At 59.1% G+C, this 26719-nt stretch carries 28 protein-coding genes; 17 read left to right on the top strand and 11 right to left on the bottom strand.

Going from position 1 to position 26719, the window contains the following annotated elements:
• Positions 1-7: 7 nt before the first annotated feature.
• Positions 8-1081 carry a homoserine O-succinyltransferase gene (locus JWZ97_RS10375; RefSeq protein WP_205434632.1) on the top strand — a complete coding sequence of 358 codons (1074 nt, stop codon included), beginning with the start codon at positions 8-10 and terminating at the stop codon, positions 1079-1081.
• Between the two features lie 19 nt (positions 1082-1100).
• Entirely contained in the window at positions 1101-1307 is a 207-nt protein-coding gene (locus JWZ97_RS10370; RefSeq protein ID WP_205428618.1) for a SlyX family protein, read from the top strand.
• A gap of 135 nt (positions 1308-1442) precedes the next feature.
• Here the strand turns inward: JWZ97_RS10370 and JWZ97_RS10365 are convergent, their stop codons facing one another.
• From JWZ97_RS10365 to JWZ97_RS10335, 7 genes are all read right to left on the bottom strand, one after another.
• On the bottom strand, positions 1443-1820 hold the full coding sequence (locus tag JWZ97_RS10365; protein ID WP_205428616.1) for a nuclear transport factor 2 family protein: 378 nt from the start codon (positions 1818-1820) through the stop codon (positions 1443-1445).
• A 60-nt stretch (positions 1821-1880) separates the two neighbouring features.
• Positions 1881-3566 (bottom strand): murein L,D-transpeptidase, encoded by a 1686-nt coding sequence (locus JWZ97_RS10360; protein ID WP_205428614.1) that lies wholly within the window; start codon positions 3564-3566, stop codon positions 1881-1883.
• Between the two features lie 294 nt (positions 3567-3860).
• A complete protein-coding gene (locus tag JWZ97_RS10355; protein ID WP_205428607.1) occupies positions 3861-4250 on the bottom strand; it encodes a hypothetical protein in 390 nt (129 codons plus the stop codon).
• A 39-nt stretch (positions 4251-4289) separates the two neighbouring features.
• The gene (locus tag JWZ97_RS10350) at positions 4290-4592 is read right to left on the bottom strand and encodes a hypothetical protein (RefSeq protein ID WP_205428604.1); all 303 of its coding nucleotides are present in this window, start codon (positions 4590-4592) and stop codon (positions 4290-4292) included.
• A gap of 5 nt (positions 4593-4597) precedes the next feature.
• Positions 4598-5044: a hypothetical protein gene (locus JWZ97_RS10345; RefSeq protein ID WP_205428602.1), complete on the bottom strand. Its 447-nt coding sequence runs from the start codon at positions 5042-5044 to the stop codon at positions 4598-4600.
• A 242-nt stretch (positions 5045-5286) separates the two neighbouring features.
• Positions 5287-8673 carry a S8 family serine peptidase gene (locus JWZ97_RS10340; RefSeq protein WP_205428600.1) on the bottom strand — a complete coding sequence of 1129 codons (3387 nt, stop codon included), beginning with the start codon at positions 8671-8673 and terminating at the stop codon, positions 5287-5289.
• A gap of 17 nt (positions 8674-8690) precedes the next feature.
• Positions 8691-9356 carry a hypothetical protein gene (locus tag JWZ97_RS10335; protein ID WP_205428598.1) on the bottom strand — a complete coding sequence of 222 codons (666 nt, stop codon included), beginning with the start codon at positions 9354-9356 and terminating at the stop codon, positions 8691-8693.
• 600 nt (positions 9357-9956) lie between these two features.
• On the opposite strand from JWZ97_RS10335, the gene JWZ97_RS10330 reads away from it, so the two are divergent.
• Genes JWZ97_RS10330 through JWZ97_RS10300 form a run of 7 tightly spaced genes read left to right on the top strand, consistent with a single transcriptional unit; the run spans position 9957 to position 16008 of the window.
• The gene (locus JWZ97_RS10330; RefSeq protein ID WP_205428596.1) at positions 9957-10424 is read left to right on the top strand and encodes an SUF system Fe-S cluster assembly regulator; all 468 of its coding nucleotides are present in this window, start codon (positions 9957-9959) and stop codon (positions 10422-10424) included.
• A gap of 12 nt (positions 10425-10436) precedes the next feature.
• Positions 10437-11882, top strand: a complete 1446-nt coding sequence (sufB, locus tag JWZ97_RS10325) for a Fe-S cluster assembly protein SufB (protein ID WP_205428594.1) — start codon at positions 10437-10439, stop codon at positions 11880-11882.
• A gap of 44 nt (positions 11883-11926) precedes the next feature.
• Complete coding sequence (gene sufC / locus JWZ97_RS10320; protein ID WP_205434631.1) at positions 11927-12673, top strand: Fe-S cluster assembly ATPase SufC; 747 nt, start codon at positions 11927-11929, stop codon at positions 12671-12673.
• 2 nt (positions 12674-12675) lie between these two features.
• Positions 12676-13995 carry a Fe-S cluster assembly protein SufD gene (gene sufD / locus JWZ97_RS10315; RefSeq protein ID WP_371822486.1) on the top strand — a complete coding sequence of 440 codons (1320 nt, stop codon included), beginning with the start codon at positions 12676-12678 and terminating at the stop codon, positions 13993-13995.
• Positions 13992-15233 (top strand): cysteine desulfurase, encoded by a 1242-nt coding sequence (locus JWZ97_RS10310; RefSeq protein WP_205428591.1) that lies wholly within the window; start codon positions 13992-13994, stop codon positions 15231-15233. Before sufD ends, JWZ97_RS10310 begins: the two co-directional genes overlap by 4 nt.
• Complete coding sequence (gene sufU / locus JWZ97_RS10305) at positions 15233-15685, top strand: Fe-S cluster assembly sulfur transfer protein SufU (protein WP_205428589.1); 453 nt, start codon at positions 15233-15235, stop codon at positions 15683-15685. Before JWZ97_RS10310 ends, sufU begins: the two co-directional genes overlap by 1 nt.
• A 2-nt stretch (positions 15686-15687) precedes the next feature.
• Positions 15688-16008, top strand: coding sequence for a non-heme iron oxygenase ferredoxin subunit (locus JWZ97_RS10300; protein ID WP_205428587.1), 321 nt, complete (start codon positions 15688-15690; stop codon positions 16006-16008).
• Between the two features lie 9 nt (positions 16009-16017).
• Here JWZ97_RS10300 and JWZ97_RS10295 read toward each other — a convergent pair whose 3' ends face one another.
• Genes JWZ97_RS10295 through JWZ97_RS10280 form a run of 4 tightly spaced genes read right to left on the bottom strand, consistent with a single transcriptional unit; the run spans position 16018 to position 18263 of the window.
• On the bottom strand, positions 16018-16482 hold the full coding sequence (locus JWZ97_RS10295; RefSeq protein ID WP_205428585.1) for a DUF1249 domain-containing protein: 465 nt from the start codon (positions 16480-16482) through the stop codon (positions 16018-16020).
• An 8-nt stretch (positions 16483-16490) separates the two neighbouring features.
• A complete protein-coding gene (locus JWZ97_RS10290) occupies positions 16491-16895 on the bottom strand; it encodes a 6-carboxytetrahydropterin synthase (protein WP_205428583.1) in 405 nt (134 codons plus the stop codon).
• A gap of 38 nt (positions 16896-16933) precedes the next feature.
• Complete coding sequence (locus JWZ97_RS10285; protein WP_205428581.1) at positions 16934-17230, bottom strand: PilZ domain-containing protein; 297 nt, start codon at positions 17228-17230, stop codon at positions 16934-16936.
• 19 nt (positions 17231-17249) lie between these two features.
• Positions 17250-18263: a tryptophan--tRNA ligase gene (locus JWZ97_RS10280; protein ID WP_205428579.1), complete on the bottom strand. Its 1014-nt coding sequence runs from the start codon at positions 18261-18263 to the stop codon at positions 17250-17252.
• A gap of 191 nt (positions 18264-18454) precedes the next feature.
• On the opposite strand from JWZ97_RS10280, the gene JWZ97_RS10275 reads away from it, so the two are divergent.
• The 8 genes from JWZ97_RS10275 (at position 18455) to JWZ97_RS10240 (ending at position 26561) form a co-directional block, all read left to right on the top strand.
• Positions 18455-19966 (top strand): hypothetical protein, encoded by a 1512-nt coding sequence (locus JWZ97_RS10275; RefSeq protein ID WP_371822484.1) that lies wholly within the window; start codon positions 18455-18457, stop codon positions 19964-19966.
• Positions 19967-20023: 57 nt separating this feature from the next.
• A complete protein-coding gene (locus JWZ97_RS10270; protein WP_205428577.1) occupies positions 20024-20560 on the top strand; it encodes an FMN-binding protein in 537 nt (178 codons plus the stop codon).
• A complete protein-coding gene (locus tag JWZ97_RS10265) occupies positions 20557-21108 on the top strand; it encodes a hypothetical protein (RefSeq protein WP_205428567.1) in 552 nt (183 codons plus the stop codon). The genes JWZ97_RS10270 and JWZ97_RS10265 overlap by 4 nt, the downstream gene beginning before the upstream one ends.
• Before the next feature lie 445 nt (positions 21109-21553).
• On the top strand, positions 21554-22189 hold the full coding sequence (locus JWZ97_RS10260; protein ID WP_205428565.1) for an RNA polymerase sigma factor: 636 nt from the start codon (positions 21554-21556) through the stop codon (positions 22187-22189).
• Positions 22186-22893 carry a zf-HC2 domain-containing protein gene (locus JWZ97_RS10255; RefSeq protein ID WP_205428563.1) on the top strand — a complete coding sequence of 236 codons (708 nt, stop codon included), beginning with the start codon at positions 22186-22188 and terminating at the stop codon, positions 22891-22893. The genes JWZ97_RS10260 and JWZ97_RS10255 overlap by 4 nt, the downstream gene beginning before the upstream one ends.
• On the top strand, positions 22890-24143 hold the full coding sequence (locus JWZ97_RS10250) for a S8 family serine peptidase (RefSeq protein WP_205428562.1): 1254 nt from the start codon (positions 22890-22892) through the stop codon (positions 24141-24143). The genes JWZ97_RS10255 and JWZ97_RS10250 overlap by 4 nt, the downstream gene beginning before the upstream one ends.
• Positions 24144-24190: 47 nt before the next feature.
• Positions 24191-25453, top strand: a complete 1263-nt coding sequence (locus JWZ97_RS10245; RefSeq protein ID WP_205428560.1) for a hypothetical protein — start codon at positions 24191-24193, stop codon at positions 25451-25453.
• A gap of 370 nt (positions 25454-25823) precedes the next feature.
• Positions 25824-26561 carry a DUF6748 domain-containing protein gene (locus JWZ97_RS10240; RefSeq protein ID WP_205428558.1) on the top strand — a complete coding sequence of 246 codons (738 nt, stop codon included), beginning with the start codon at positions 25824-25826 and terminating at the stop codon, positions 26559-26561.
• Positions 26562-26719: the final 158 nt, after the last annotated feature.

The raw sequence follows: 26719 nt of genomic DNA, 5'->3' as shown, positions 1-26719 counted from the left end.
GAACGAGATGGCCCTGGTCGCCCACACGCCTTTACCCACTTACGACCGTTTGCGCGAGGAGGGGCAGGAGATCCTGACGGTCGAACGCGCCCGCCACCAGGACATCCGCGAGATGCATATCGGGCTGCTGAACATGATGCCCGACGCGGCCTTGGCCGCGACCGAGCGCCAGTTCTTCCGGCTGGTGGGCGCGGCCAATCCCATCGTGCAGTTCCACATGCATCCCTTCACGATCGAAGGGCTGCCGCGCAGCCCGGAGGCGGCGGACTATATCGCCACCTATTACGAGAGCTTCGAGCAGATCAAGCGCGACGGCCTGGACGGCCTGATCGTCAGCGGCGCCAACGTGAGCCACCCCCATCTGAGCGACGAGGCCTTCTGGGAGCCGCTGGGCGAGGTGTTCGATTGGGCCAAGGACAACGTCAGCTCCACGCTGTGTTCCTGTCTGGCCACGCACGCCCTGATCCAGCGCGGTTACGGTATACAGCGCACGCACTTGGGCGGCAAGCGCTGGGGCGTCTACTCGCATCGCGTGGTCGAGCCGCGTCATCCTCTGGTCGCCGACATCAACACCCGCTTCGACGTGCCGCATTCGCGCTTCAACGAAATCTTCCGCGAAGATATGGAGGCGGTGGGGCTCAAGGTGCTGGTGGAAAGCGAGGAGGCCGGGGTGCACCTGGCGGTCAGCCCGGATTTGTTCCGCGTGGTGTTCTTCCAGGGCCATCCCGAATACGACACCATCAGCCTGCTGAAGGAATACAAGCGGGAGGTGATGCGTTATTTCAACGACGAACGCGAGGATTATCCGCCCCTGCCGGAACATTATTTCAATCTGGGCGTGTGCGGCGTGCTCCTGAGCGAATACGCGCAACGCCTGCGCAGCGCCAAGCGTGCCGGCCGGCCGGCGCCGGAGTTTCCCGAGTCGCTGATACTGCCGCATCTGGACAATACCTGGCGCGATACCGCCAAAGCCTTGTTCAACAACTGGCTGGGCAAGATCTACCAAATCACCGATCAGGACCGGCGCAAGCCCTTCATGGACCGGATCGATCCGGACAATCCGCTGGGTTTGTCGCTCTGAGTTCGCCGGGGAGATCACCATGCCCGAAGATCGATGGGTCGAAATCGAAACCAAACTGGCCTACCAGGAAGACGCCGTCGTCGCGCTGAACGACGTCGTTTGCCGGCAGCAAAAGCAGATCGACCAACTGGAGGAAACCTGCCGCCTGCTCATCGAGCGTCTGCGCCAGCTTTCGGAAGGCCTGGGCCCCGTTCAGGCCGCAGAGGAGCGGCCTCCGCATTATTGACCGGCTCAACCGCCCATCGTCCGGAAAGGATCGTGATCGGAGATCTTACGGAAGAGGGAGATTAAGCAGGCCTGTGCGCCGTTGGCGCGCAATCCGCCGCGCCGGAACGTCCGCTGATCGCTCCATGGTCGGCTCTCAATCGCGGAGTATGGGCGTAAGTTGCGACGCACGCACCTTCCAGCCATCCGCCGTATGCAGCCAATAGTGGATGTAGCGATACCGTCCGCCGAACTCGAACGCGCCTAGCCGACCCCGGAGCGTCATCACGCCGATTTCCAGCGCCGTACCGGCTGTCACCGTCACGGAAATATCCGAAACTCCATGTTCATACAGATGGAAGTCGTCCCTGCGATAACGGCCCACGGCGATCTCCTTGTCGATCAGCGCTCCGGACGGGTCCACTCCGACATAATCGTCCGCGATGTAGCGCTCAAGGGCATCGGCGTCCTTGCGCAGTTCGATCTCCACGATCTTGTCGCTCAGGTCTATCAGGTGTTGTTCTGCCGTAGTCATGGGTCTTCCGCTTGTCCTCAGCCATGATGCCTGGCGCCTGATTCCGGCGGCTGCGCATCGTCAGGCCGGATAAGGAAAGCCTTTGGCCAGCAGGTCCTGCAGTATCCGGTCGTGGCCGTAGAGGTCGTCGAAGAACATGACCCGGCCGGATTCGTCCGCCAGCACGGTGGAATAGAAGATGTAGACCGGCAGGGCGGTTTTCAGGGTGACGGTCTTGGTCTTGTCGCCCTTCATCGTTTCTTCTATGCGCTCCATGGGCCATTCGCCCTGTTCGCGCAGCACCCAGTCGGCCAGCCCCTGGGGATTTTCCACCCGGATGCAGCCGTGGCTGAAATCGCGCCGCGCCTTCTTGAACAGACCCTGTGTAGGCGTGCTGTGCAGATAGACGTTGTTGTTGTTCGGGAAGGCGAATTTCACCAGCCCCAGGGCGTTCTTCGGTCCCGGTTTCTGGCGCAGCTTGAGCGCCCCGGTGGAGAGCATTTCGACGTTACCCAGGCTGGGCTCGTAGACCGGCGAGTTGGGCGCGAAGTTGGCGACGATCTCCAGGTTGTTGCGTCCCAGATAACCGGGGTTGCGCAGGATTTGCGGCACGAATTCCTTGGCCGTGATCTTGTAGGGCACATTCCAGTAAGGGCGGAAGTTCACATAGGTCATGTCGGCATGAAAGACGGGCGTGTTGCGGCCGTCGATGGCCTCGCCGACGATCACGTTCATCTCTATGTCCGGTTTATCGTGGTTGTGGTTGAAGCCGAATAACTGGAACGACGGAATGTTGACGATGAGGTAGCGGCCATCGATGCGTTCCGGCAGCCAGCGCAGGCGCTCCAGTCCGAGCTGGATCTGCTGCAGCCGTTCGCTCAAGGGGAAATTCAGTTGCGCGAGCGTACCTTTGCCGATTACTCCGTCCGCGCCCAGGCCATGACGGAGTTGAAAGCGCTTGACCCCTTCGGCCAGTTCCGCATCGTAGGTTTCCGACGTGTGTTTGCTTTCCGGCAGATCGCCCAGCAGGACGAGCAGCCGCCGCAAGGCCGGCACATCGGGATGGCGGTCGCCCGGTTTGAACTTGGCGGGCAGGTTGATCTGGATGTTGGGGGCATTCTTGGCCAGGGTCTGGTAGTGGCTCAAGGCGGCCTTCAGATGTTCGTAGAGCTTCAGCTTGGGTTCCAGGCCGGAGAATATTTCTTCCGGGCTGGAACTGTCGGCGATGCGTTTGATCAGTGCGGGCAGGTCCTGTTTCTTGGGCTCGATGTCCAGGCCGAAATTGACGTGGCGGGGATTGATGCGGCCCAGATAAAGATTGGACGCATAGCGCATGACGGAAAGACTGAGCGCGACATCGAAGGAAGCCACGTTCTGCGGGTGTGGCTTGGTGTCCGGCGCGAAGTCGTGCGCCCAGTGGCGCAGCGTTTCGGCATCGTAATCGGCCGGGTCGAATCCTTGGGCGCGCGCGCCATCCAGGGCGGTCAGTACACTGGCAACCTGGGGGATAGCCTGACCGTCGCGGGTCCAGATGGGATGGTAAGCCGACTGCTGGTAGAGCTGTTCGAGCGCGGGCTGATAATCGGTGAATTTGCCCCAGCGCAGCTTGGGATGGACGCCTTCTTTCACCAGCGCCTGCAGACTCGCGGCCAGGGGGTCGCCTGCAATGGCGTCATCCGCATGGGCAGGGATGTGAGTGAAGAACAGGGAAACGATGAGGGCGCTGAGCCAGCGCAGATGCCAGGTGGTCGAGAGTCGTGCCGTCATGTAAACCTTGCTCGATAAAAATATGAGGGCCCTTTGTAGCCGGCTTTCCGGCCGAGGGCAAGGCCGAGTCTCGGTCGATCTGCGGGGCGACCGCCGGTATCCCGCTGCTCGATCGCTCTCGCTCCATCCTGCCCGTGTCCGGATCGGGAGGGAGATGAAAAAACGTGGCCTGACGTTCGATTGGATCAGTCGTTCTTCCGGTGCACGCCGAGGGTTTGCTCCGCATTCGATAGAGCGGTCAGTCAGGCTCGTGCCGCCGAATGTCGCCCCGCTCGGCGGCAGGGCTTAGGACCTTTATTGATCGGCTGCCACCCAGCCCAATAAGGCGTTGGCGCCGGCCGCATGGTTGTTGCCGGCTCGAGTGCCTTCGTTGGAATAGAAATTCGCCTTGGTGGTGATCTGGTAGGTGCAGAAATATCCCGCGCCCTGGGCGGGTGAGCAGCCCAGTTTCTCGAAATCGACGATCTTCAGCGACACACCGCTGAGCGCATTTTCCACCACGACCTCGCCCGGAGCGCCCTGGGTGCCACCCCGCTGCACCATGGTGCGCTCGATGGCCGACTTCATCTCGCTCTCGGATGGCTCGGGATAAGCGGCGTCCGCCTGGCCGGGGGCTGCCAGCCAGAGCAGGCAAAGCCCCGCTTGCAGGCTCGTCGAAAAAATATTTTTGTGCATACGCAACATTGCATCATCCTCTCGTGAAAATGGAGCTTCAGATCGCGATTAGCGGTAACAGCGCCCAGCCTTGTCCATAAACTGGGGGTGCCGGGCGGCCAGCGTGCCGAGATGGGCCTGGCTGAATTCCGCGGCGAGGCGGCTGCGCTCTTCCAGGGTAAGGTCCGATCTTCCCGCCGCGCTCGCCAGGCAGTCGCAAAACGCATCGGTTTCTACGGCGGGCGAGTGGAAATGCGCCAGGCAACCGTCTTTGAGCGCCTGAGCCAGATCGGTGGCATCGAGCGCTCGAATATCGCCGGCCAAGGCGAGCAGGGCGGGAAACCCGAATAGCGGTGCAGCTAAGGATTTCACCTTCATCATTTGAAAAATGAAGCCACCGCGCCTACTGCGCCCAGCGCGATGAGGCCCAACAGGGCAAGATAGACCTGCGACAAGGCCAGCCTGACGAGCCGATAAATCAACGATACCACGAGGCTCGCCGCCAGGCCGCTGAGCAGGGCGCAAACCCAGACGGCCGAGGTTTCGGTGATTCCCAAAGGCTTGGCGATGGCGAGGCCGGCGATCAATCCGATTAGCCAAGCCAGATTCTTCAGCCAGGACGGGGTGCCGGGCTTCGTATCGGGCTGCTGTTGTGTCTGCCGGAGGGTCGCTTCGTTTTTCGCCTCCGTTTCGTTTTGGGCTGCATCAGCAGCGGCGGCTTTCGCCGCCGCGCCCATCGCACCCGCGACGGTGTTGCTCCAATTCATGCCGCTGGATCTTGCTTCCAGATAATCGCCTATCGGATCGGTGTTCTTGTCGTTCATAACTGGGGCTCCGCGTTTGGTTATCGGCTATACGCGCGCTTCAAAGCTTACGCCGGCACGGCTTTATGGGCAGTCCCCTTCCGAGCCTATCAGGGGCAGCGTTTGAAGCAGAAGAGGACATCAAGAAAATGAAAAAATGCGATTTGAAGGCTTGCATGGTCTGAAACGCATCGTGTAATTGCGGTATGACCGATCGGAGCCCGTGTCGAGCCCGCGCTCCGATTGGCAGGCTTTACCAGTTGTTACGGCGATTGGGGACAGAGGAATATCAATCGGTCAGTCTTTTGAGTTCCTGAGGCGTAGTCAAATTCACCAGGTATGGCGATCATGTCATTACCGAGCAGGTTTAAATCCCCGAAGCTCTCTTTAAATGACTTACGCACTTGTCCGGTTTTAAAATCCCGAGCATAAACGATTCCATCCTTGATAAATAATCCGGAGGTGCCGTGCAAAAATGGGGCGTGCCCCATCATGCCGCCCCAGTCACCGATATTGACCTGTTTGCCCGTCGTTGAATCGATGGGAGTGATCGACGGGCCACCACTATTATCGAGCAAAGTTACATTGTGGGAGGCGTCGACGATCGCATGATGGCTGTCACCCAATATAAGGCCTTCGCCAGCAGCCAGCGGAACTTTGTTTCGAGTCGTGGTATTGTAATAACCCAAAGAGTTCCTTATTACTCCTCCCTTTACATGCGGTGCTAGGTTGGTTGTTAAGTCAAATACGTCAGCTGTTAGCTGCCCGACCGTGTTAGCAAGGCCTCCCCGATTCTTCCATATTATTTTTATCTGCGATCCTTTGAGCTGAAGGTAGTAATTAATTAACCTATATTGTGGGCTCTCGCGTTCGAAACCACGCATATAAATATAGATGTCATCACCATCCAGCTTGACGCCGGCGCCGAATACGAATGGACTGGAAATAATATCGCCATATAGTTGCCCAGTCTCGTCGACGATACTCCAGACCTTTCCACTCAGCATGTTCATGTCATAAGTCTCCCGGCGATTGCCGCCGAGGTCAAACAAGTAAGCCTTGTTGTTGCCAGGGGAGCCAACCAAAACATGGTGATCGTCCATATCAACGGATCTCCCGAAGTGGGTGGCAGCACTTGGGTTATTTGCCAGTTCGGGATCAGAGATTATGGCCAGGGTTTTCTCGGTGTCGGTATCGTAAATATGTATTCCGGAAGAGGATGCTATCGCAATTTTTCGGCCATGCACGGCCACCACCCGGCCGCCCGGCACGAGGTCGTCGATATGGTTCGTGTGCATGGCCGTGGCAAGCGGTGTACAGGCATCCAGTACTCTGGCGTGATAAAGGTCATTTCCCTGGGCGTCCTTCAGACATTGACCTGTCGCGGGGTCGGTCGCGCACTGGCTGTCACCCATGGGTTTATCGACAAGGGTTACATTGGCGTTTTCCAATAAGGCCTCCCGGATCGCTTTCGCTTCTGGCTGTCCTCCTATGGGTATGCGGCCGTTGGTCAAGGGTGAAATTGCCGTGAGCAACCCCGCTGTGCCGGCGACAAAAGGGGCGGAAAACGAGGTGCCGGAGTTGATGCCGTAGTTTGGGGCGCCGGATGTATCGAATGCGATCGGAAAATAAATATTTTCGCCGGGAGCGGCGATATCGACGGTGCTTCCGAAATTGCTGAAAGCAGAAAGATTTTTTCCGGAAATGTTCGTTGACGTCACCGTCAAGACATTCGGTTTTTCTATGCCTGCAGGCAGAGTATATGAGTCCGCGTCCGCACCTTGGTTTCCCGCGGCTACCACAAATAAGAAATCTCTATCATACTCAAAAATGCGCTCCCAAACTTTTCGCAAATTGTCGAAGGTCGACTGAGATACACAAGAAGTTCCTGGCGAACAGCCATTGTAGAAAGGCGGGTTAGGCGGGGTAGTATCTAGCCAACTCGCGCGGCTATAATTTATTACCGATACGATATTGCCAGGTGTGTAATTGGCAGTCATCCTGGAAATTGTGCCATAAATTTCCTGCTGCGAAAAATCTCCGCCCGGCGCATGCATTTCATAGTCGATCAGTGAGTCACCAGTAGAGGATGATGCCCCGCTGAGGACGCCATTAATCGGACCAGGCCATTTGCTTGGATCTCCGAAGGTATTTTGATAATTGGTGAAAAAATTCTGATCTTGATCGCAATATATCTGCGGACAAATATCATCCCTGGCCCCGGTTACTCCCTTATTTGGGCCGCTGTGAGACGCGCCTATCAGTCCTGCAACCGCGGTCCCGTGATCGAATTGGTCCAAATTTGCAGTCGATTGTGAACCATGAATCTTGATAAAACTCGATATTTCGTGGTGCATGTTATCGACATGCTCGGCTACCCCCACGTTGACTTTTCTCAGCAGGGACTTTTGATTCTGGAGATTGCTTTCCAGCCAGTCCCAAGCCTGGAACATCTTCATGGTTTCGTAAGGCGCTACGATGTGGTTTTTGACCACATCTCTACCCATGGTCGCCCGCATGTCTGACAGATCGCTGATCGATGCGTAACCGGGTATTACGTTAGGCAGGGCGAACTCGACGTGAGGGTCCGATGCGACAGTGTCTATCTGGCTCTGGTCAAATGCATTAAAGCATGAATAGCAAGTATTGAAGCGCAAAGTAAATATCGAGGGATGAGGGGAGTAGCCCACTAATTTTCCGCCATGGTCGGTGGCTACAGCCTCGGCAATTGCGTACGCCTCGTCGGAGCTCAAATTCTCCCCGAGCGTAAACATGACCTCGTCGGCCATGACCAAGTACCGACCGTCCAGATAAGTGGTGCCGCGAGCCTGTTCGGTATCGTAGAAAGGCGGTTTTTCAACGAATATCTCGCGGATTTCGCCATCCACATAGCGATAGTCATCATAAGCGGTGTAAGACTGCAAAGTTTGGGTGTAGTTTTTCCCGACGATATAGACCGCCTTGATCTTGTAGCGCTCTTTGTGGGCATGATTGATGTCGGTCGCCGGTAGCGGGGAAGTGGAAGTGTAAGTTCCGTCGCCAGCCACCGCATCGCCGTTCCAGCCACTGTCGTTCATAAAATTCCATGTCAATTCATTTCCCGCGTCGTCGAGTTTGGCAGCTATAAAATGGACAGGTGGCCGACTCAGTTTTTGAGAGTCTGCCTGGAAAGTGATTTCGGTGTCGGAGTTGGTGAATACCAGCTTAGGCGTGATGCTGAAGGCATCTATTTTTTCGCTCGCCGGGATCGAAAAATAGGTTTCGCGAAAGTCCAGGCGTAACTGGTAGGTAATGGGTGCCTTTATGGCCTTGAAGTCTATTCGTAAGGTTTTCGCTTCGCCGGCAGGAACATCGCCGGTCAATTCAAAAAAGTACTTGGTTTGATTTCCCGATTGATACGGCTTGCCATTCACTACAGGTATCGAACTGTCGTTTACGTTTATCGCGAATGGGCCTTTGATCGTTTGGGACGTGATGTTTTTGAATTTGACATAGCTGAAAAAAACGTTTTTCGTCCGGTCGAAGGCCGCGGGCGTTCTGGTGATCTCGAATTTAGGTTCCGATTCGGCGGCGACGGTGTTGTGACTAATGGCTAAAGTCAGCGATGCAACGAGGAAGCCCAATTTGAGTAGTTGAGTGAGCCGGTTCATGGCGTGGTCTCCTGGGTTTATCCCATCGTTTTGTGTTTTTTGTATCCAAATACTCCCAGCAGCCCGCTGGCGAATAAAAGCATTGCAGGAGGAATGGGAACTGGGGTTGGTTGAGCCACTGCGCTGAGGCTGATGTTGTCGAGGGTGACATGGGAACTCAGGCCGTCGAAGCCCGCGAGCAGTTGAAACTCCAGCGTCCAGCCGCTGAGATTGGCCAGCGCATTGAGCTTGGCGCTGAAGGTGCCGGCACCGTAGTTTTGCGGATTGAACAGCAAGCCGAGTTCGGCGTTGGCGTCGTAGTAGTTGCCGGTGCCGTCGCCAAAACCGACCAGGAAAGTCTCGTCAGGCGCTTCGGCGTCGCCCGCATAGGTCCAGTCGAATCGTAGTATCAGGTCGTGTTCGGCAGGGAGGGACAAGTCCAGCGACTGGAACAAGGTATTGGCAAAAAACACCGTGTCGCCGGCCCCATCCGCCTCGATGCGGGCGCTGTAGTTTCCCGCAGAGTCGATGATCTGGAAGTCCGGGCTTGCGCCCGGCGTGGCATCGGTATCGAGCGTCCAACCGCTGAAATCGCCCGTCTGGAAATCGCCGTTGCTCACGCCGGCGGCGTGAACAGCGGAATTGACCGCAAGCAACAGCAGTGTCAGCCACGAGGCGGCATGGGTTTTCCGAATACTGGGCATAAAAGCAACTCCTTAAATTGTCGCGATGAGGTGAAGAACCCTGAGCGATGTGCGCAGGCCGTAATTCCTGGCAAGCATCAGCATTTCGCTCTCGCCCTCTGCATGCGGATTTCTGGCAGTAGTCGAAGCGATAGGGATAAAACGCATCTCGGTTGACGTGAGCAAATCACATGCCTCGTCTTTTTTCTGCGTTTTTTTAAGTGCTTAGAGAAGTTCCTTTCCGGGCATGTAAAAAATCCTGACGGTAAAGACCGTTACCAATGCGCCAGGTTTTTTTGGTATTGCGTGGCGCGATACGAGTTTCAGACTCGCCGGAGCGCAAAAAGCGCTGTAGCGCGGCGAAGTGGGTGTTCTTCACCACCGTGCCAAGTCGCCCGAACATACGCCGTCTGGATCGACCGAGCCGAAATGCCTGTTTCGAGTACTCGGCCGCTCAAACTGCCGGCCGCCGGCTAGCCCGCCTCGAGCCGTGGCGCATCGCGGGCTGGCTCAAGCGTGGGATAAGACTGCTGCCGCCCGGGTTCGCCTAGGTCAATATAAGCCGAGTGCTTTACCAGGAAATTAAATCGGACTAAAATGGTCCTACTTTTCGAGGTGCTCATGCTCAGAATCAGCAAACTGACCGATTACGCCGTCATCGTGCTGGCCCAAATGGCCAAGTGCGGAGAAGGGGCGCATACCGCGTGCGGTTTGGCTGAGGCCACGGGAGTGGCGGCACCGACGGTGAGCAAGATATTGAAGATGTTGTCCCGGGCCGGCGTGGTGAAATCCACCCGCGGCGCCAAAGGCGGTTACAGCCTGGTACGTTTGCCGGAACAGACCAGCGTGGCCTCCGTGATTTACGCCCTGGAAGGCCCCATCGCCCTGACCGAATGCGAAGGCGAGCGCGGAGGCTGCGAACAATCGTCCTCCTGCCATGCACGCGGGAGTTGGGAGGTCATCAACCGGGCGGTGCGCAAGGCCTTGGAGTCGGTGAGTCTGGCCGACATGGCAAAGGTGCCGGCAATGGCCGGTCCTGCGGAGGTCAACATCCCGGTGAGCACCCTATTTCAATCGCGACAAGCTTGAGAGGCTCGACCCATGTCAGCGACAGCACAAACCATAGAAAAATTGATCAGCCAGGAATACAAGCAGGGCTTCGTCACCGATCTGGAGTCGGACACCCTGCCGCCGGGCTTGAGCGAGGACGTGGTCCGCGCCATCTCGATCAAGAAAAACGAGCCCGAGTGGATGCTGGAATGGCGGCTCGAAGCCTACCGGCACTGGCTCACCATGACCGAGCCGCGCTGGGCTTATGTCGATTATCATCCGGTCGATTACCAGGCTATCAGTTATTACTCCGCGCCCAAGGCGAGCGAGGGGCCGAAGAGCCTGGACGAGGTCGATCCCAAGCTGCTCGACACCTATAACAAGCTGGGCATCCCGCTCTACGAACAGGAGCGGCTGGCCGGCGTGGCGGTCGATGCGGTGTTCGACAGCGTGTCCGTGGCCACCACCTTCAAGGGCAAGCTGGCCGAGGCGGGGGTGATTTTCTGCTCCATGTCGGAAGCCATCCAGAACCATCCCGAGCTGGTGCGCCAGTACCTGGGCAGTGTGGTGCCACAGGGCGACAACTTCTTCGCGGCGCTCAACTCCGCGGTGTTCTCCGACGGTTCATTCGTCTTCATCCCCAAGGGCGTGCGCTGCCCGATGGAGCTTTCCACCTATTTCCGCATCAACGCGGCCAAGACGGGCCAGTTCGAACGCACCCTGATCGTTGCGGAGGAGGGCAGCCATGTCTCCTATCTGGAAGGCTGCACCGCGCCCATGCGCGACGAAAACCAGCTCCATGCCGCGGTGGTCGAACTGGTGGCCCTGGACGGAGCCGAGATCAAATATTCCACGGTGCAGAACTGGTATCCGGGGGACGAGGAAGGCCGGGGCGGCATCTACAACTTCGTCACCAAGCGCGGCGAATGCCGGGGCGCCAATTCCAAGATCTCCTGGACCCAGGTCGAAACCGGTTCGGCCATCACCTGGAAATATCCGAGTTGCATCCTGCGCGGCGACAACTCGGTCGGCGAGTTCTATTCGGTGGCGCTGACCAATCATCGCCAGCAGGCCGACACCGGCACCAAGATGATACACATCGGCAAAAACACCAAGAGCACGGTGATTTCCAAGGGCATCTCGGCCGGCCGGGCGCAAAACAGCTATCGCGGTTTGATAAAAGTGCTCAAGAGCGCGGAGAACGCGCGCAACTACACCCAATGCGACTCCCTGTTGATCGGCGATCGTTGCGGCGCCCACACCTTCCCGTATATCGAGGTGAAGCAGCCCAGCGCCCGGGTCGAGCACGAAGCGACGACCTCCAAGATTAGCGAAGACCAGTTGTTCTTCTGCCAGCAGCGCGGTCTCTCGGCCGAGGATGCCGTGTCCATGATCGTCAACGGTTTCTGCAAGCAGGTGTTCAAGGAACTGCCCATGGAATTCGCGGTGGAGGCCCAGGCTTTGCTGGGCATCAGCCTGGAAGGCAGTGTCGGATAGTTTGAATCGAATGCGCCATGCGCACGTTAGATAAGGTCAAAAACATGCTTAAAATCGAAAACCTCCACGTTCGTGTCGAGGACAAACCCATCCTCAAGGGCATCAATCTGACCGTGAACGACGGCGAGGTGCACGCCATCATGGGGCCGAACGGCTCCGGTAAGAGCACCTTGTCGCACGTGCTGGCCGGCCGCGAGGGTTACGAGGTCACGGAAGGCAGCATCACCTATCGCGGCAAGAATTTGCTCGAAATGAAGCCGGAAGAGCGGGCGCGCGAAGGCGTGTTCCTGGCCTTCCAGTATCCGGTCGAAATCCCCGGCGTCAGCAACATCTATCTGCTGAAAGCCGCCCTGAACGCCGTGCGCAAGCACAAGGGCTTGAGCGAGCTGGATGCGATGGATTTCCTGCGCATGATCAAGGAGAAGATCAAGGTGGTGGAGATGGACGAGAAGTTCCTCTACCGCGCGGTCAACGAAGGCTTCTCGGGCGGCGAGAAGAAGCGCAACGAGATCCTGCAGATGGCCGTGCTGGAACCGGCCCTGTGCATACTCGACGAGACCGACTCCGGGCTGGACATCGACGCGCTCAAGATCGTCTCCGAGGGCGTCAATTCCCTGCGCGCGGCGGACCGTTCGTTCATCCTGGTCACCCACTACCAACGCTTGCTGGACTATATCAAGCCCGATTATGTCCACGTGCTGGCGCACGGCCAGATCGTCAAATCCGGCGACGCCAGCCTGGCCCATGAGCTGGAAACCAGAGGCTATGGCTGGATAGAAAAGGCGGCATGAGCATGAGCGCGGCGCATTATCTCGAACAGTATCCGCAACTGGCGGCGACTCTGCCGGGCCGCGATCTGCCCTGGCTGAATGCCAAACGCCGGGCGGCTTTGGCGCAATTCTCCGCGGGCGGCTTCCCGTCTCCGCGCGAAGAAGAGTGGAAATACACCAACGTCACCGCCATCGAAAAGAAGCGCTTCCAGCCGGACATTCTTGCTGCGGGGACGAGTCTCGTGGATGCGGCCTGGCTGGCGCCGCTCTATTTGCAGGATGCCTGGGTGCTGGTCTTGCTGGACGGCCGTTACAGCCCGGATCATTCGCGTCTTGACGGTTTGCCGGAAGGCGTCGTCCTGGCGAGCCTGTCCCGGGCCCTTGAACAGTTTCCCGAACGGGTGGAGGCGCGTTTCGGCCGTACGCTGGAGGCCGAACGGCACGGTTTCATCGCGTTCAACACGGCTTATTTCACCGACGGCGTTTATCTCGACGTTCCCGCCGGCGTAGTGCTCGAGCGGCCAGTGCAGATACTCCATGTGTCCACGCGCGCGGACGGCCTGGCCGCGACCCGCAGCCTGATTTCCCTCGGCGAGAACAGCCAGGCCCGTCTGGTGGAAAGTTACGCCGGCTTGGATGGACAGAGTTATCTGAGCGCGGCGGTGACCGAGATCGATCTGTCCGAGGGCGCCGGTCTCGACGGCTACAAATTGCAGAACGAGTCGGATAAGGCTTATCACTTCGGCGGCCTTTATGTTTCCCAGGCGCGCAACGCCCGCTTCGCTCACCATAACCTGGCCTTCGGCGGCCTGCTGGCGCGCACCGAGATACATGCCGACCTGGACACGGGCAGCGAATGCGAGTTGAACGGCTTGTTCCTGGGGCAGGGGCGCCAGCACGTCGACAACCACACGCTGATCCAGCACCGCAAGCCGCAGGGCGTCAGCCACGAGACCTATCGGGGCGTCCTGGCCGACCGCGCCCACGGCGTGTTCCAAGGCCGCATCGTCGTGCATCCGGATGCCCAGAAGACCAGCGCCGAGATGAGCAACCGCAATCTGCTGCTGTCCGACGATGCCGAGATCGATACCAAGCCTCAGCTCGAAATCCTCGCCGACGACGTGAAGTGCTCGCACGGCGTGACCGTCGGCCAACTGGCGCAGGAGTCGGTGTTCTACCTGGAGTCGCGCGGGGTGGACCGCGAGTCGGCCCGCAACATGCTGACCTTCGCCTTCGCCAATGAAATGGTGGAAAAAATATCGCTGGACTCGCTGCGCGCTCAGGCTCAGGAACAGTTGTTGAGGCTGTTTCCTCAGGCGGGCATCCGGAGGGATTGGCTATGAACGCCCAACTGAAGCCTGCCCAGTTCGACGTGGCCAGGATACGCGCCGACTTCCCCATACTGGCCGAATCGATCCACGGCAAGCCGCTGGTCTATCTGGACAATGCCGCGTCGGCCCAGAAGCCGCGCGCCGTGCTCGACGCGATCCGCAATGTCTACGAGCACAATTACGCCAACGTGCATCGTGGCGTGCACACGCTGAGCCAGCGGGCGACCGATTTGTTCGAGGGCGCACGCGACAAGGTAAGGACCTTCATCAACGCCCGCAAGCCCGAGGAAATCATCTTCGTGCGCGGCGCGACCGAGGCCATCAACCTGGTGGCGCAGAGCTACGGAAGGGCGAACGTCGGGCCGGGCGACGAGATCCTCATCAGCGCCATGGAGCATCATTCCAACATCGTGCCCTGGCAGATGCTCGCACAGCAGACCGGCGCGGTGCTGAAAGTCGCGCCCATGAACCGGGCCGGCGAACTGCTGCTGGACGGATTCGAGGCCTTGCTCAGCGAGCGGACCAAGCTGGTGGCGATCGCGCACATGTCCAACGCGCTGGGCACCATCAATCCGGTCAAACACATCGTGGAACTGGCGCACGCGCGCGGCGTGCCGGTGCTGCTGGACGGCGCGCAGGCGATACCGCATCTTGCGGTCGACGTGCAGGCGCTGGATTGCGATTTCTACGTGTTCTCCGGCCACAAGCTGTACGGGCCTTCCGGGATCGGCGTGCTCTACGGCAAGGAGGCGCTGCTCAAGGCCATGCCGCCCTGGCAGGGCGGCGGCGACATGATACGCATGGTGACTTTCGAGCGCACCGAGTACAACGTGCTGCCCTACAAGTTCGAGGCGGGCACGCCTTACATCGAAGGCGCCGTCGCGCTGGGCGCGGCCATCGATTACGTGCGGGGCATAGGCCTCGACGTTATCGCCGCGCACGAGCACGCGCTGCTGAAATATGCCACCGAAAAGGCCTCGCAGATTCCGCAGTTGACGGTCATCGGGACCGCCAGAGAGAAAGGCGCGATCCTGTCCTTCACCCTGGAGCACATCCATCCCCACGACATCGGGACCATCCTGGATCAACTGGGCATCGCCATACGCGCCGGTCATCATTGCGCCATGCCGGTGATGGAGTTTTATGGCGTGCCGGCGACCGCGCGGGCCTCATTCGCCTTCTACAACAGCTTCGAGGAAATCGATATCCTCGTCGATGGAATCAAACAACTCATCGAGGTATTCGGCTGATGCTGGATCAAATCCGCGACCTTTATCAGGAGGTCGTATTCGACCATAACCGTAATCCGCGCAATTTCCGGGTCATGGACGATTACACCCGCAAGATCGACGGCTTCAATCCCTTGTGCGGCGACCGCATCACCCTGTACGTGAAGGTGGTTGACGAAGTGATCGAGGACGTCAGTTTCCAGGGCTCCGGCTGCGCTATCTCCACCGCCTCGGCTTCTCTAATGACGGAAATCGTTCGCGGCAAGACCGAGGAAGAGACCCATCATTTGTTCGAGCTGTTCCATCGCATAACCACCGGGCAGGACGAAAGAGTGAATCTGGAAGAGCTGGGCAAGCTGGCCGTGCTGGCTGGTGTGCGGGCTTATCCGGCGCGGGTCAAATGCGCGACCCTGGCCTGGCATTCCCTGGAAGCGGCCCTCAAGGAGGAGGGCGAGACGGTCAGCACGGAGTGAGCATGTCGGACTGGGTGGATGTCGTGCCCGAGGCGGGCTTGGCCGACGGCGAACATGTGGTGGCGGACGTGGACGGCGTGAGCGTCGCCGTTTTTCGGGTAGGAAGCGAACTGTTCGCCATCGAAGATGCCTGCACCCATGACGGGGCGGAGATCGCTTCGGGACGGCTGGACGGCTACGAAATCGTTTGTCCCCGCCACGGCGCGCGGTTTTGCATCAGGACGGGAAAGGTTCTCAAGGCGCCGGCTTACGAAGACCTCAGCTGCTTCCCCGTGCGTGTGGAAGGAGGCGTGGTGCAGGTGCGGGATGAGCGCTGGGACTGAACGGCCGCTTCAGGCATTCGCGTAGCATGCATCCTGCATCAATTCCGGTCGGCGGAACTGATAGTCGCTGGCGATGCAGTGGTCCAGCCATAAGGCCAGGAAGTAGTTCAGCGACCATTTGTAATCCATCACCTCCCGCGCCTCGGCATCATGCCGCATGATGTCGAAGACATAAGGTCTCTCTTTCGCGCTGAGAACTTCGGTCGTGTGGGCGTCCAGGTAAACGCGGATGCGCACGGCAGGTTCCGACAGGGCACCGAACTCCCAGGTGAAGCTGTGGGTCAGTTCGATCAGCAGGGTATAGGGCGAGCGCTCTAAAAGTTCCAGCTCCAGACCCGGTGTTCCGTCGGCACGCGCCGATACACCGACGGGGAGCGTGAGCAGATGCGGTATCAGCGTCAGCAAACGCGTGTAGTTGGCCTCGCAGACCCGCGACAGCCAGTAGGATTTGTTGATGGGTTCGAGCGTGCTCATGGGCCCGGTCAGGCTTCGCTATAGGTGGCGCAAGCGCTGGCGGTTTCCCACAGCGTCACGCTTAATACCTCGAATCCTTTTTCCTTGACGAATTCGTAGATCAAACGCGCCAGGTATTCCGCGGTCGGGTGCTCGGTCAGGGCCATATATCGTTCACGGGCCGCCTCGAGTGCTGGCAGCAGCGGATCGTTCTCATGGATCAGCAGGTTATGGTCGATTTGGCCATCGATGAATTCATGGGCGCAGGTCGCCAGGTCGGCAAAATCGCACACCATGCCTTGATCGTTTAATTGCTCGGCCTGAACGGTGATGGCCGCTTTGACGCTATGGCCATGCAGGTGGCGACATTTGCCCGGATGGTTCATCAGGCGATGGCCGTAACAGAAGTAGATTTCCTTGGTTATCGTGTACATGAAGGTAATGGATGAACGGGCGGCGCCTGATTCCGCGATCAGTCCGCCTTGATGCCTTTGATGGCGGCGGCGATCTGAAAGCCGCGCTCGTCCGGGATGCAGCGCGTGATTTCCGCGAAAGCCGTTAATGGCGGTGTGTTGGGATTGTCCGGAGAGGTGCGGATTTCCACGGCTCTACCGGGTTCGACGGGCCGGTCGGTGATGAACAATATACCTGCGGCGCTGACGTCCAGGCAGGATCCGTCACGGACACCGTCACGGTCGATCAGGTTAAAGCTTAGCCGGCAATGCGCCGGCGAGCGGGCGAAGGTTCTTTTTTCGATGTAATCGCTCATGGGCGAAAGCGTGGCCCGATCAGCCGGCCAGGCCGCGTATGCCCACGCTGGCGCGCAATTGCTTGACGAATGGCGCGCTGAATTCGCGCGCCTTGCGCGCCCCATCCTGCAAGGCTTCCTCGATCTTGTCCGGCGACTGTAGGAGTGCGTCGTAGCGCTCGCGGGCGGCCGTCAGATGGTCGTTGAGGTATTCGAACAGAAACTGTTTCATCTCGCCCCAGGCGATGCCGTCCTCGTAGCGGCGGCGTACGTCCGCCACTTCTTCCTTGGTTGCGAACGCCCGGTAGATGCTGAACAGGGTGCAGGTGTCCGGATCCTTGGGCACGCCGGGTTCGAGCGAATTGGTCTTGATCTTCATGATCAGCTTGCGGAACTGCTTTTCCGGCAGAAACAAGGGAATGGTGTTGTCGTAACTCTTGCTCATCTTGCGGCCGTCCAGCCCGGCCAGGATAGCGGTTTCTTCTCCGACCACGGCTTCCGGCAGGGTGAAGTGCTCGCCGTAGATGTGGTTGAAACGGCCGCCGATGTCGCGCGCCATTTCGATGTGCTGTATCTGATCCTTGCCTACTGGAACTTTGTGGGCATTGAACAGCAGGATGTCGGCGGCCATGAGGATGGGATAGTTGAACAGTCCCATGGTCACTCCCTTGTCGGGATCGCTCTCTCCGCTTTCCTCGTTGGCTTGCACCGCCGCCTTATAGGCGTGGGCGCGATTCATCAAACCCTTGGCTGTGACGCAGCCCAGCAGCCAGGCCAGTTCGGCGATCTCGGGGATGTCCGATTGGCGGTAGAACACCGCGTTTTCCGTATCCAGCCCCAAAGCCAGCCAGGTCGCGGCGATTTCCAACGTCGACTGGCGCACGCGCTCGGGATCCTGGCATTTGATCAATGCGTGGTAATCCGCCAGGAAATAAAACGGTAGCACGTTGTGGTCGTGGCTCGCTTCGATGGCAGGGCGGATGGCGCCGACGTAGTTGCCGAGATGGGGGGTACCGGTGGTGGTGATGCCGGTCAGGACTCTAGTCTTACTCATTCAAATTCCGAGATTTCCGAATCGCTGGGGCTGTGCCCCGAAAAAGCCGCCGAACTATGACATAAAACGGAGCATAGCGTCACCCGGCAACATGAAATGCAGTGCTCGCCTGCCATAGAGATGAGAATGCGTTGCAATAACCTTGCAATTTACCTAGAATCATTCTCAACTCTACAAGTATCGGGAGACCAATGGTGAGTACGAACACGAAATGCGGGGTGACTTTGGGATTGGTGTCCGCCTTGGGGCTGGGAAGCGCGCATGCGGCGCAGTCCGCGCCGGCGAACCTGGAGGAAATGTGGAAGATCATTCAGCAGCAGCAAAAGGAAATCGAGGCGCTGAAAGGCAAGGCTCAGGAAAATGAAGCGCTCAAGGAAGAAGTGAAGTCGCTGAAAGCGGCCCAGGAGACACAGACCAAGTCCGCCCCCCCGGCGGTGGCCGATGCCGGCGGCAAAGGAGCTCCGGCCAAGACCGCGGTAGAGCGCAAGACCGACATCCTGGCCACGGAAGTGGAGAAGCTAAAGACCCAGTTGTTCATACCCGAATCGCGCGAATACAAAAGCCAGTACGGTTTAGGTCCGGCCGCATCGCAGGTTTATCGCGTCAATCGGGGACTGTCGATCGGCGGATACGGCGAGGCCATGTACACCAATTACACGGCGAATAAGGGCAGCAATAAAGATTCTGCAGACCTGCTGAGAGCGGTCATCTACGCCGGATACAAGTTCAATGACTGGATCATCCTGAACAACGAGATCGAGTTCGAGCACGCCACGACGGGGGAAGGTAGCGAAGAGAAGGGCGAGGTTTCGGTCGAATTTTCCCAGCTCGACTTCCTGCTGCACAAAAATGCGAATATCCGCGCGGGCTTGATGCTGATGCCCATGGGCTTCATCAACGAAATGCATGAACCGACTACCTTCCACGGCAACATCCGGCCGGACGTGGAGCGTTACATTATTCCCTCGACGTGGCGCGAAGTGGGGGCGGGCTTGTTCGGCGAAGTCGTGCCCGACCTGCAGTACCGCATGTACGCGGTCAATGGCTTGAACGCCGAGGAGTTCAGCAATCAGGGCATACGCGAAGGGCGTCAGGGAGGCAGCAAGGCGGCTGCCGAGAATTTCGCCTTCACCGGCCGGCTCGATTACACCCCCAGCTTTGCACCCGGCTTATTGGTGGGCGCCTCGACCTTTTTGGGCAACGCCGCACAGGATAATTTCGTGAAGGCGAACGGCAAGAAGGCCGATGTCTTCACTCAACTGTATGAGGGCCATGTCCAGTGGCATTACCGAGGCCTCGAGGTCCGTGCGTTGGGTGCCTGGGGGCATATCGGCGATGCCGGCTTGGTCAGTCGGCAGAACACGTCGGCTGCCAGAGACAAGGATCCGACGGCTGATGACGTAATCGTCGGCAAGGAGAACTACGGTTGGTACACCGAAGCGGCCTACGACATCATGCCCTTGCTGTGGAAGGAGAGCACCCAGTATCTGGCCCCGTTCCTGCGCTACGAGCGCTACGACACCATCGCCCAGGCCCCGGATGGCTTCGACGACGATCGTTCCTGGGATCGTCGTATCTATCAGGGCGGGCTGACCTATAAGCCTATCCCCAATATTTCGATCAAGGCGGATTACCGCAATATCAGTGCCGCCAGTGGGCAAAGGCCACACGAGTTTAATCTCGGTGTGGGCTTCATTTACTAATACCGATAGGCGATGGAGCACCGGAGTGCTCCGTCGCCGTGTTATCTCGGGGCATTTATGTTGAAGAAAGCAGTGGCATTGACGGCGTGTTTGGCTACGGCAATGGCTCAAGCCGAGGTGTATTACAGCAAGGACGAAGCCTTCGAACTTGCTTTCGGCAAGGGCGTCGTAATCGAGCCCTTGCCGGTGTTTCTGAGCGACGAGCAGGCGGCGGAAATCGAGCGGCTCGGCAAGGTCAAGCTGGACTCCAAGCTGTTCACCTTCCACGTCGGCAAGCGTGGCACCGAAACGCTGGGGTATGCGGCGATCGAGTCGCACACCGTCCGCACCCAGCCGGAAACCGCGATGATCGTGCTCGACCCTAAAGGCGAGCTGAGCCGCATCGAAATCCTGGCATTTCATGAGCCGCCCGAATACAAGCCACCGGTGCGCTGGTTCGAGAAGCTTTACCGCAAGCCGGTACAGGATCTGGTGCTGGATCACGGCATCGACGGCATCGCTGGGGCCACCCTCAGTTCCCGCGCGGCCCTGGACGGTGCGCGCAAGGTCATGGCGATCTACCAGGTCACCGTTAAACAGGAGAATGCGCGATGAGATTTTTCGTGACCGGCGAGCAGCGCCGACAGAATCTGCTCAACACCGTCGTGTTGATGTTTCTGGGTTATATCCTCTTGCTGTGGATCAGCAACGGCATGATGTATTTCCACAAGATGGGACTGAATCCCGAGTCAGTGGTCGAGTATTACCTCGGTTCGGAGGAAAAGTTCACCCAGCCCAAGAGCTATCAGAGTCTGTTGGAGGTCACCCACTTCCACCTGTTCGCCATGGGCATGCTGGCCGTCACGCTGACCCATTTGCTGCTGTTCACGCCCTTGGCCAACAACATCAAAATCGCGCTATGCGGCCTGACTTTCGTGTCCGCCATCGCGGACGAAATTGCCGGCTGGCTGGTGCGTTTCGTCCATCCCGCCTTCGCCTGGTTCAAGATCGGCGCCTTCCTGACGCTGGAACTGAGCCTCGCGGTCCTGCTCATCGCGGTCGGCGTTTCCCTGATCGTCCAACGCATGATGATGACGAAAGAGCGCGACCGCGAAGTCGGTAGGCCGGTCGCCGTGAGCCCGGCGACGGGAGACGGCCGTTAAATCCGGCATCGCGGCGGTCTACCGCCAGGAGACGCCTGACGCACAGACCTAAGCCTTCGCCTTTTTCGGCGGCGAGCTGCGGCGGACGGTCTATGACGATCTGCAGGCGGTGATGGAGGCAGTTTACGCCGGCAAGGAGCGGCGGGGTGACAGGGCGTGTTGCTCCCACTTTACCGGCTACGCCGAAAGCCTCTCCATCACTTCCCCGATTTACGCCACTTCCCTGGACTCTACTCCGATCCAGCCGGCCCGAGTCTTTCCCTACTTCAATAATTCATTTCATCCAAAAAAATTTTGGATGAAATGAACCTTAAGGGGTTCTACCCCGAATCATCGGTAAAAGGTTTCCGTACCTTCACGCCAAACGCTCGACCATCGACGACTCTCTGTTGTAACGTCGCTGGCTTACGAGTACGGGTCATGACGTAAGGTTCTGGAGGCCAGGGTGGTAAAACGTACGGACGAATCGGTGGGCGTGGCGCTGATCAAGCGCGTTGCCGAGAAAGACCGCAAATCCTTCGAGGAGTTTTATTACCTGTATGCGGAAGGATTGGCGAGGTTCCTCATGAAAATGCTGAAACAGCGGGAATGGGTCGAAGAGGCGGTTAACGACGTGATGCTGACCGTTTGGCAGATGGCCGATCGCTACGATCCGGAGCGGGGGCGGCTTTCCACCTGGCTGTTCGGCATCGCGCACAACAAGGGACTACAGCTGCTGGAGCGGGTCCATCGCCGGCGGGAGGAATCCCTCGATGCATGGCCCGGCGAGGTCGAAAGCGAGGATGAAGCCGTTTCGACATCCCACGATGCCGCGAGCCCGGTAGCGTCCGGACCGGAACGCATCGTCATGGGCTGGGAGTTGGGAGACGCCATCAGCTGGGGACTCTCCCAGCTTTCCGCCGACCACCGACTGGTGCTCGAACTGTGTTTCAGCGAAGACCGGTCGTATCAGGAAATCGCCGATATCATGAATTGCCCGCTCAATACCGTGAAGACCCGTATGTTTCACGCCCGCAAACATCTGGCAGAGCTGATGGCGCGCAAAGGCTACACCCTGCCGGGGCAAAAGGTAACGATATGACGACGACTCAGCCCAATCAGGCGCCAGCCGACGAACATGACGAGCTGGTAAAGCTGATACCTTGGTACGTTAAGGGCAACCTGACGTCGAGCGAAAACGACGCGGTACAGCGACATTTGGAACTATGCGAGATCTGCCGGGAGGAATTATCGAACTGCTCGGCCTTAGTCGAACATTTCCCGGCATCCGCGGATGATTGGAAGCCCTCGCCGGCCCACTTTGCAAGCCTGCTTGCCGCGGTGGACGAACTGGAGTCGGCTTCGGCTAGGCCGCGCGCCGCTCCGGCCGCCGAGATCGGATGGTTTCGGCGCCTGGGTGCTTGGTTGGCGCAAACCCCCACCCCCGTCCGCTGGACCTTGGCCGTGGAATCGCTGGCGCTCGCGGCACTCGCCGTGCTCGTCGCGCTCCCTCCCCAGCCCATTCCGGACGAGCGGGCCGTCTTTCAAACCCTGTCCGATACGGAATCTCCTGCAAAGTCCCAGGGCATGCTCGTCCGTCTGGTGTTCGCCGAAGACATGACGACAGGGGAGCTGGCCGACTTGTTGAAACAAGCCAAGGCGCAGATCTGCCGGGGTCCTTCGCTGACTGGAAGCTATACCGTCGAGGTGCCGGCCGCCGAGGCCGACCTATCGTTGGTCATCTTGCGCGATCATCCCAAGGTGCGCCTGGCTCAGCCCGTCCCTGCTGTCTCGCCGGGCTCATGAAACGACCAAGGCGCGCCCTGTTCCCGGTTATCGCCGTCGCGGCGAACCTGCTGGGTTGCGCCGAATTGTCCGGGCAGTCGACCGAACCACCGAAACAGATGTCGAGTCGCCAGATATTGGTGACCCTGCCGGAGACGCTCAGGAACGATTGGACATCCATCGGCGGTGAACTGGGAAAACGCCATGGCATCGAGGAGTCCGGCGAGTTTCCGCTTTCCTCCATCGGAGTGGACTGCCTGGTCTACAAGGTGTCGGAGCAAAAGGATCTGCGGTGGGTGATAGAGCAACTGGAGGCCGACCCCCGGGTGGTGCTGGCGGAGGAAAATCAGGTGTTCGAAGGCCTGCAAAGCGGGGAAAGCGATCCTTTCGCATCCATCGGTTACGGGCCTCAGCTCATCCATGCCGACTCCGCGCATGAGATCGCCACCGGCAAGGGTGTCGGGATCGCGGTGGTGGACACGGGTGCCGAAAAAGACCATCCGGATCTGAAAGGGCGCCTGAAACAAATCGGCAACTTCGTCGAAGGGGGGGACGTCAGTTTTATCCATGACCGCCACGGCACGGCGGTCACCGGCATCATCGGTGCCCGCGCCAACGACGGAGTCGGCATCTACGGCGTCGCTCCGGAAGCCGAGGTGAGTGTGTTCAAAGCCTGCTGGTATCCGGATCAAACCGGGGCCAAGGCGCAATGCAGCAGTTGGTCGCTGGCAAAAGCGCTGGATGCGGCGATCAATAGCGGTGCCCGCATCATCAATCTGAGCCTGGCGGGTTCCCCGGATGAGCTGTTGAGCAAGCTGCTGGAAGCCGCTCACGCGCGGGGCATCAACGTGGTCGCCGCCAGTATGGAGAAGCAGGACGAGCCGGGGTTCCCCGCCGAATTGCCGCTGGCGATACCGGTGATTTCCGCCGGACCGGATGGACAGCCTGCGCAACCGGCCTGGCGTTCCCGTTATCCGGGCGTGGTTGCCGCACCGGGTGTCGAAATCCTCACGACCGTACCGGAGGATGGTTATGATTTCGTGTCTGGTAGTTCTCTGGCTGCCGCCCATGTCAGTGGCGCTATCGCTCTGTTGCTCGAATTGAACCCGGTGCTTACGCCGGAGCAGATCAAACAACTGCTGACTCGCGATGGAAACGGCAAGCCGGCGTTTCCCGAACATGCAATGGACATCTACACCTTGCTTCGTACGCTCAGGGATGGCCTGCCCCGTGAGCCCGCGACAGGTAAATCGGCTTACGCGGATCGATGACCGCCAGGCCCCATCGGCCGACTGGGTCTGTTCGGATTGCCGCGGTCGTGGGGCTGCTTCTTTGCGCCTTGCCGCTCGCCGGACGGGCGGCCGATGGTCTGTGGCAAAGCCTGATAGGCGGCAAGCCGGATCTGTTCCTGCGTTATCGCTTCGAATATGCCGACGACGCCAGGCCGACCCTCAAACCGGCCTACGCTTCGACCTTGCGCAGCGCGCTGGGTTATCGCACTGGAACCTTCCACGACGTGAGCCTGTACTTCCAGATTCAGGACGTACGCGTCGTCGGCAGCGAGCACACATTCAACGACGGATCCAATCGCGTAAGCGATCGCGCGCTCATCGCCGACGCGGAGAGCACGGAAATTCAGCAATATTACCTGCGCTACGGCGGTCTGCCGAAAACGGTGCTGACCTTGGGGCGACAGGAAATCACCCACCGCCCCGCCCCTTTTCAGCGCTTCGTGGGCGACGTGGCCTGGCGCCAACACTTCCAGAGCTTCGATGCCGTACGCGTGCTCAGTCTGGCGCTGCCCAAAACCATCCTGGACTACAGCTACATCTGGAACGTCAACCGCATATTCGGCGAGGACAACCCATTGCCGGACGCCGCCGACTTCCGCTCCAACAGCCATGCGCTGAACCTGCAATACAGCGGCTTGGCCGGCATCAAGCTTGAAGGCTATGCCTATTTGCTGGAGTTCAGCTCTCCGAGATCCCGGCGCTTTTCCACCGCCACCGCAGGTTTGCGCGTCCAGGGCGACCGCGGGCTGGGTTCGGGCCTGCGCCTCGCCTACGCCGGCGAGTTTGCGACTCAGCACGACTACAGCAACAATCCGAACCACATCGCCGTCAACTATGCGCTGGCCGAATTGGGCCTGAGTTACGCCGTGGGCGGAATTCTCGAATCGCTAGGGTTGAAATACGACTACGAGCGTCTGGAAGGCGACGGCGGCGCCCGGTCGTTTCAAACGCCACTCGGCACCAATCATGCCTTTCAGGGCGTCGCCGACCGTTTCCTGATCACGCCGGGGGACGGTATCCAGGATCACTTCGTCACATTTTCCGCCAGGCTGTCCGGGGTGCAAATCAGCGCGGTTTACCACCGTTTTCTATCCGATCGCGACGGTTATGCCTACGGTTCCGAATGGGATCTGCAGGCCGAACGCGCCTTCGGCAGCCATTTCCTCGCCGGCCTCAAATGGGCCGATTACCAGGCCGACCGCAATGCCATCAATGTCGCCCGAAACTCGGCGACCAGCCAGGCCTTCGACCTCACCCGATTCTGGGCCTACGTTCAGTACTCCTACTAGTCGGGCGATTTCTGCCAAAGCGTTTGAACCAAATTGATACCTGCCCCGAATCATGGGACAGGGAGCGGTAGAAACGCGCCCTTTTGAAGCGGAAAACACCTTGAACTCGGGTAGCGATTGGCCACGACTCAATCAGGGTGGGCGCTAAACAACGTCAGCCACCCTCCCCGCGTTATTAAGGTGGCCCTTAAATATCCTGGCTACACGTAAAGTCATATCAATGACTTAGGTATTATTTTACCGCGGATACTTTTGGGCCTGGTTAATAATCGACACGAATCTACAGAGAGGACCCAAGATGAATACCAGCTCATTTTCAAACATACCAAACACACTCGATGCTCCCCTGCGTCTGCTCTCAAGGGCAAGCATGGTCTTGGCGATAGTTGCCACGTTCTGGCTGGCCTGCGCCGGCAATTTTGCCCATGCGGCTCGGCCGATCGGCGGTCCGCACGACCCGGCTCCGCCGCTACCGCCCCCCATCGCCGGCGACAACTTCGGCTATTTCAGCGTCCGTCCGGACCTGCGCAAATGCGCTTCGCCCCTGTGCGGCGGCGTGTTCGTTCAGAGCGTCAACCGTCTCACCACCCGCTGCGCCGACGGCAGACTGCGCCCGGAATGTTACGTCGCGGACGTTTCCCTGCAGGCCCTCAATCTGCCGCCCGATCAGGAAGATTCCATACACCTTCGCGTCAAGAACGGCACGGTATTGCTGAAAGGCCATTTGACTGTCAAGCCGTTCTCGCCGCTGAACACGCCCGGCCTATTCGAAGCCTCGGAGGTCTGGCTGGCGGCGACCGACGCACGGCCTAGCGGCACCTTCTTCCGGACGGTGGATACCGGGATTGTGTGCATCGCCGCACCCTGCCTTTCATTCCAGGAATACCGGCTCAATTCGTTCGGGCAAAACGACATCGCAGGCGTCGACCTGAGCCTGGTGGCCGCCAGCGACGAGCTACTGGACTCGGCGCACGAAGCCTTGCGGACGGATGTAGGCATCCTGGTCGGCGGCAGGCACAACGTGGTAAGTGGCCCCGCGGGTGAAGCCTCGGCTTTGGTCGCCAGCCAGTTCTATCTACCCGTGCAGGCCGGAAAACCCGAAAAGTAACTCTGCTGTGCCCGTACGACGGAGCGGTCCACCGACCACTCCGCCGACAAGTCCGCAGCCTTCGCCCTGACGGCAGGAGAAAAACTCGGCGTGGACAGAGAGGTGAAAAGCGCTTGAACCAGGACGACGCCTGAACGGAATCATCGGTGAAGGAGCGG

The organism is Methylococcus sp. EFPC2, from assembly GCF_016925495.1.
In the GTDB taxonomy this organism is placed as follows: domain Bacteria; phylum Pseudomonadota; class Gammaproteobacteria; order Methylococcales; family Methylococcaceae; genus EFPC2.
This window is presented reverse-complemented; position numbering and strand designations above follow the sequence as displayed.